This is a genomic window from Streptomyces sp. NPDC046727, from assembly GCF_040645635.1.
Classification (GTDB): domain Bacteria; phylum Actinomycetota; class Actinomycetes; order Streptomycetales; family Streptomycetaceae; genus Streptomyces.
In genome coordinates this window covers 160246-166250 of record NZ_JBEYYR010000018.1, presented here as the reverse complement: position 1 = coordinate 166250, position 6005 = coordinate 160246, and the positions used below count along the sequence as shown (strand labels likewise).

At 71.8% G+C, this 6005-nt stretch carries 4 protein-coding genes; 1 reads left to right on the top strand and 3 read right to left on the bottom strand.

All coding sequences use genetic code 11. The features are described from left to right. A partial coding sequence (locus ABZ937_RS23255; protein ID WP_361694757.1) for a maltotransferase domain-containing protein occupies positions 1–782 on the bottom strand: 782 nt, incomplete at its 3' end. Between the two features lie 331 nt (positions 783–1113). Here ABZ937_RS23255 and ABZ937_RS23250 point away from each other — a divergent pair. Further along, positions 1114–3732, top strand: a complete 2619-nt coding sequence (locus tag ABZ937_RS23250; protein ID WP_361694755.1) for a glycosyltransferase family 1 protein — start codon at positions 1114–1116, stop codon at positions 3730–3732. A 27-nt stretch (positions 3733–3759) separates the two neighbouring features. On the opposite strand, the gene ABZ937_RS23245 is transcribed toward ABZ937_RS23250, so the two are convergent. Then, a complete protein-coding gene (locus tag ABZ937_RS23245) occupies positions 3760–4281 on the bottom strand; it encodes a DUF1990 domain-containing protein (protein ID WP_361694753.1) in 522 nt (173 codons plus the stop codon). A 71-nt stretch (positions 4282–4352) separates the two neighbouring features. After that, a complete protein-coding gene (locus ABZ937_RS23240; RefSeq protein WP_361694751.1) occupies positions 4353–6005 on the bottom strand; it encodes a M4 family metallopeptidase in 1653 nt (550 codons plus the stop codon).

Here is a 6005-nt window from a genome sequence, read left to right as displayed (position 1 = left end):
CGGGGGAAGAACTCGTACCAGGAGCCGTACAGGGCGCGTTCGCGTTCCACCAGCAGGGGCATCGGGTCCGAGGCCGTCACCAGCTCCCGCAGCGGGTGCCGGGCGAGCGGCTCGGTCACCTCCGGGGCCAGGGCCGCCGCGAGGCGCCAGGCCGCCGGGCGGTTCTCGTCCCGCAGGGCCGCCACCGCGTCCAGAACGGGCCGCCGGTGCTCCTCGGGGACCCCGGCGGCGGCCCGCTCGTACAGCAGCGCGCCCTCCGCCAGGACCAGTTCGGTGTCGATGCCGGCCGGGATCTTGATCCCGGCGTGGTGCCGCCAGGTGGTGAGCGGGTCCGACCAGGCCTCCACCGTGTAGGTCCAGCGGCCGGGTTCGCCCGCGGTGACGGTGGCGCCCCAGCGGTCGGTGCCCGGGGCGAGTTCCCGCATCGGGGTGAAGGGCCCGGGCCGGCCCGCCGGGTCCCGGAGCACCACGTCCGCCGCGACGGCGTCGTGGCCCTCCCGGAACACGGTGGCCGTGACCTCGAAGGACTCCCCGGTCACGGCCTTGGCGGGCCTGCGGCTGTGCTGGACCACGGGACGTACGTCGAGGACGGGGATGCGGCCCAGGGTGCCGGCCGCGGCCGGGGAGGACCCCGGGGAGGACTGTTCCCCGGCGCGTTCCCCGGCGCCGGGCGGATCGGCGGCGCCGGCCGGCGTCACGCCTTTCCTGCCCGTCGTCTTCTTTCCTGCTGCCTTGGCCTTGCTGCTTGTCGGAGGTGCTGACGAGTGGTGCGTGGCGGGCATGACCGCTCCTGTCCGCTGCAACGTGGGTGTGGGCGGAGGATGTGGGGAGGTGGGTCCTGCGGAGGTGCTGTGGTGCGCCTGTGGGGTGTGTACCGGAGGAGCCTTCCCACCCGGTTCGGGTGGGCAATCCGGCACTTTGTTAACTACTCACGCGTATGTCTACGCACAAGACCGGCCCCATTTTCCGGATGCCCGGTGACCGGGTCCTGACGCCTCCCGACACCCCCCGGCGGGTACGTCCCCACCGACCGCGCGGTAACCACTACCGTCGAAGACGACGACGAGACGTACAGCGCCGTGCGTCTCACCCCGCAACGCGCCCGAGGTGAATGTGAAGGCGATCCGTCGGTTCACCGTCCGTCCCGTTCTCCCCGACCCCCTCCGGCCGCTGAGCGACCTGGCGCGGAATCTGCGCTGGTCCTGGCATGCGGAAACGCGCGACCTGTTCCAGTCCGTCGACGCCGAGGCCTGGGCCGCGGCCGGCGGTGACCCGGTGCGGCTGCTGGGCAGTGTGCGGCCGGCCCGGCTGGCCGAGCTGGCCGGCGACCGGCGGTTCCTGCGCCGGCTCACCGCGGTCGCCGACGACCTGGACGACTATCTGACCGGCGACCGCTGGTACCAGACCCAGTCGGACGGGGTGCCCGCCGCCGTCGCCTACTTCTCCCCGGAGTTCGGCATCACGGCCGCGCTCCCGCAGTACTCCGGCGGCCTCGGCATCCTCGCCGGCGACCATCTGAAGGCGGCCAGCGACCTCGGGGTGCCGCTGATCGGCGTGGGCCTGCTGTACCGGCACGGGTACTTCCGGCAGACCCTCTCCCGGGACGGCTGGCAGCAGGAGCACTACCCGGTGCTCGACCCCAACGAGCTGCCGCTGACCCAGCTGAAGGAGTCCGACGGCACCCCGGCGCACGTCTCCCTCGCGCTGCCCGGCGGCAGGGCGCTGCGCGCCCGGGTCTGGCTGGCGCAGGTCGGCCGGGTGCCGCTGCTGCTGCTCGACTCGGACGTGGAGGAGAACGACCTCGGCGAACGCGGGGTCACCGACCGGCTCTACGGCGGCGGCAGCGAGCACCGGCTGCTCCAGGAGATGCTCCTCGGGATAGGAGGTGTGCGGGCCGTACGGACGTACTGCCGGCTCACCGGGCACCCGGAGCCGGAGGTGTTCCACACCAACGAGGGGCACGCGGGCTTCCTCGGGCTGGAGCGGATCGCCGAACTGTGCGCGGACGGCCTGGACTTCGATTCGGCGCTGGAGGCCGTACGCGGCGGCACGGTCTTCACCACCCACACTCCCGTCCCGGCAGGCATCGACCGCTTCGACCGGGAGCTGATCGGCCGGCACTTCGGCCCCGACGCCGAACTCCCGGGCCTCGACGTGCAGCGGATCCTGGCGCTGGGCATGGAGACCTACCCCAGCGGTGAGCCGAACCTGTTCAACATGGCGGTGATGGGCCTGCGGCTGGCCCAGCGCGCGAACGGCGTCTCCCTGCTGCACGGTCAGGTCAGCCGGGAGATGTTCGCGGGCCTGTGGCCGGGATTCGACCCCGACGAGGTGCCGATCACGTCCGTCACCAACGGGGTGCACGCGCCGACCTGGGTGGCGCCGGAGGTGCTGCGGCTGGGCGCCCGGCAGGTCGGCGTCCAGCGGGCCGAGGACGCGCTGACCGTCGGCGGCTCCGAGCGCTGGGACTCGGTCACGGACATCCCGGACCAGGAGATCTGGGAGCTGCGCCGCACCCTGCGGGAGCAGCTGGTGCTGGAGGTGCGGGAGCGGCTGCGCGCGTCCTGGCGGCAACGCGGCGCTGGGAACGCCGAGTTGGGCTGGATCGACGGCGTCCTGGACCCGGACGTCCTGACCATCGGCTTCGCGCGCCGAGTCCCCTCCTACAAGCGCCTGACCCTGATGCTGCGCGACCGCGACCGGCTGATGGAGCTGCTCCTCCACCCCGACCACCCGGTGCAGATCGTGGTCGCGGGCAAGGCGCACCCGGCGGACGACGGCGGCAAGCGCCTGGTCCAGGAACTGGTCCGCTTCGCCGACGACCCGCGCGTACGCCACCGCATCGTCTTCCTCCCCGACTACGGCATGGCGATGGCGCAGAAGCTCTACCCGGGCTGTGACGTCTGGCTGAACAACCCCCTTCGCCCCCTGGAGGCGTGCGGCACGAGCGGCATGAAAGCGGCGCTCAACGGCTGCCTGAACCTCTCCGTCCTGGACGGCTGGTGGGACGAGTGGTTCCAGCCGGACTTCGGCTGGGCCGTCCCGACCGCCGACGGCGCGGGCACCGACCCCGACCACCGGGACGACATCGAGGCGGCGGCCCTGTACGACCTCCTCGAACAGCGGGTCGCGCCGCGCTTCTACGAGAGCGGGCGGGGCGGGCTGCCCGACCGCTGGATCCAGATGGTCCGCCAGACCCTGTCCCTGCTCGGCCCGAAGGTGCTGGCCGGCCGCATGGTCCGCGAGTACGTCGACCGGCTCTACGCCCCCGCCGCGCAGGCGCACCGCGCGCTGACCCCGGACACGGCGAGGGACCTGGCCGAGTGGAAGGCCCGGGTGCGGGCCGCGTGGTCCGGGGTGACCGTGGACCACGTCGAGACGACCGGGACGACGGCGACGGCGGAACTGGGCGCCACGCTGGGCCTGCGGGTCCGGGTGGGCCTGGGCGAGCTGAGCCCGGACGACGTGGAGGTGCAGGCGGTGTCCGGGCGGGTGGACGGGGAGGACCGCATCACGGACGCGACGGCGGTCCCCTTGAAGCCGACGTCCACCCCCGACCTGGAGGGCCACCTCCTGTACGAGGGCCCGCTGTCCCTGGACCGCACGGGTCCGTACGGCTATACGGTCCGCATCCTCCCCGCGCATCGGTTGCTGGCGTCGAGCGCGGAGATGGGGTTGGTGACGGTGCCTTCGGAGGAGGGGGTGGAGGGGGCGGGGATGCTGTTGCGGTGAGGGGGCTGACGAGTGGCGCTCGTCAGATCATGCCTCCGAACGTCCCGCGCACAGTTTCCTCAGTACCGTCCCGCACCGGCGGGCGTACGCGTGCTGCAAGCCCCGGGTCGCCGGGCCGCCCGCCCGTGCGTACCACTTGGCGCCCTTGCTGAAGGCCGCCACGGTCAGCCAGACCGTGCCGTCGCCGGTGCGGTCGACCAGGAAGGCCTCCTCGCCGCATTCGGGGTGGCCTTCGAGGGTGCCGTAGGCCCAGCCGGCGTGACGGGGTTCCTCGGCCGTCCAGATGATGCGGCAGGGGGCCTTGACGAGGCCGGCCAGGGTGACCGTGACGTCGACGCCGGGGGCCGCGCGGTCGGCGGTGGCGTCGATGCGGACGCCCAGCTCGCGGTGCATCTCCCAGGTCAGGACCGCCTCGGCGGCCCGCTGGAACACGTCGTGGCCCTCGCCGAGGCGGGTGCGCACGAACAGGGGATGGAAGCCGGGCGGGCAGAGCGTCAGGTCGTCGCGGGTCGCGCCGACCGGCTCGTAGGTGAAGGACGCCGAGGACATGGGTCACAAGAGTAGGGCGGCACCCGGAACGCCTTCTTCCCGGGTGCCGCCCTGACTCAACTCACAAGCGACTAGCTGACGTTGACCGCCGACCAGGCCGCCGCCACCGTCTTGTACTCGGTGCTGGTGGAGCCGTACAGGGCGGACGCCGCGTTCAGGGTCGCCGTGCGGGCGGCCTTGTAGTTGGTCGTCGACGTCATGTACGTGGTCAGCGCCTTGTACCAGATCTGCAGCGCCTTGGCGCGGCCGATGCCGGTGACCGTGGAGCCGTTGGAGGTCGGCGAGTTGTAGCTCACGCCGTTGATCGTCTTCGCGCCGCTGCCCTCGGACAGCAGGTAGAAGAAGTGGTTCGCGACACCGGACGAGTAGTGGACGTCCAGGTTGCCGACGGAGGAGGACCAGCTGTCCGCCGAGCCGCCGTCCTTGCTGGGCTTGTCCATGTAGCGCAGCGGGGTGCCGTCGCCGTTGATGTCGATCTCCTCGCCGATGAGGTAGTCACCGGGGTCGGAGGCGTTGTTCGCGTAGAACTCCACGCCCGTGCCGAAGATGTCCGAGGTGGCCTCGTTCAGGCCGCCGGACTCGCCGGAGTAGTCGAGGCCGGCGGTGTTGGAGGTGACACCGTGGCTCATCTCGTGGCCGGCGACGTCGAGCGAGGTGAGGGGGCTGACGTTGCCCTCGCCGTCGCCGTACGTCATGCAGAAGCAGCTGTCGTCCCAGAACGCGTTGACGTAGGCGTTGCCGTAGTGCACGCGGGAGTAGGCGGCCTTGCCGTCGTTCTTGATGCCGCTGCGGCCGAACGTGGACTTGTAGAAGTCCCAGGTCGTCTGCGCGCCGTAGGCGGCGTCGACGGCCGCGGTCTGGTCGGTGCTGGAGCTGGAGGCGGCGCCGGTGCCCCAGGTGTCGTCGGCGTCCGTGAACAGGGTGCCGGCGGTGGAGCTGGTGCCGTGCGCCTTGTTGTACGTCTTGTGGCCGCCGCGCGTGGTGTCGTACAGCTGGTACGACGTGCCCGACTTGTACGTGTTCAGGGTGACCGTGCCGGAGTACAGGCTCTTGCCGGTGCCGGTCTCGATGCCCTGGTACTCGTAGAGCTTCTTGCCGGTGGCCGCGTCGGTGATGACGTGCAGCTGGTTCGGGGTGCCGTCGTCCTGCAGGCCGCCGACGATCGTCTCGTAGGCGAGGACGGGCTTGCCGGAGCCGGCCCAGATCACCTTGCGGGCGCCGTCCGCGGCGGTCTTGGAGGAGCCGAGGGTCTTGGCGGCGGACACCGCCTGCTTCTCGGCCTTGGCGGCGGTGATCTGCGGCTTGAGCGAGGCCACCTTGATGGCCGACTTGTTCGCCTTGGTGACGCCCTCGGCCTTGCCGGACTTCGCCGTGTGGACGATCAGGTCGCCGCCGAGCACCGGCAGGCCCGCGTAGGTGCGCTCGTAGCGGGTGTGGACGGTGCCGTCGACGTCCTTGACGACGTCCTTGACGACCAGCTTCTCCTTGGCGCCGAGGCCTATGTGCTGCGCGGTCTCGGCCGCGCCGGCCTGGGCCTGCTTGATCAGGGTGGTGCGGGCAGCGGCGGACAGCGTGGTCGGCGCGGCGGCCAGCGGCTTCGCGGCTCCGGCCGGGGTCTGGGCGTTGGCACTGGTGGTCAGACCAGTGGCGAGCAGGGCTCCGGCCGCGACAGCGGTGGCGATGGCCAGAGTGGTGCGCTTGTGACGCGCGTAGAGGGGGCTCAC

Excerpts from the sequence above, each read along its gene's own strand:
- ABZ937_RS23245 (WP_361694753.1), bottom strand. The coding sequence starts at position 4,281 with ATGTCCTCGGCGTCCTTCACCTACGAGCCGGTCGGCGCGACCCGCGAC.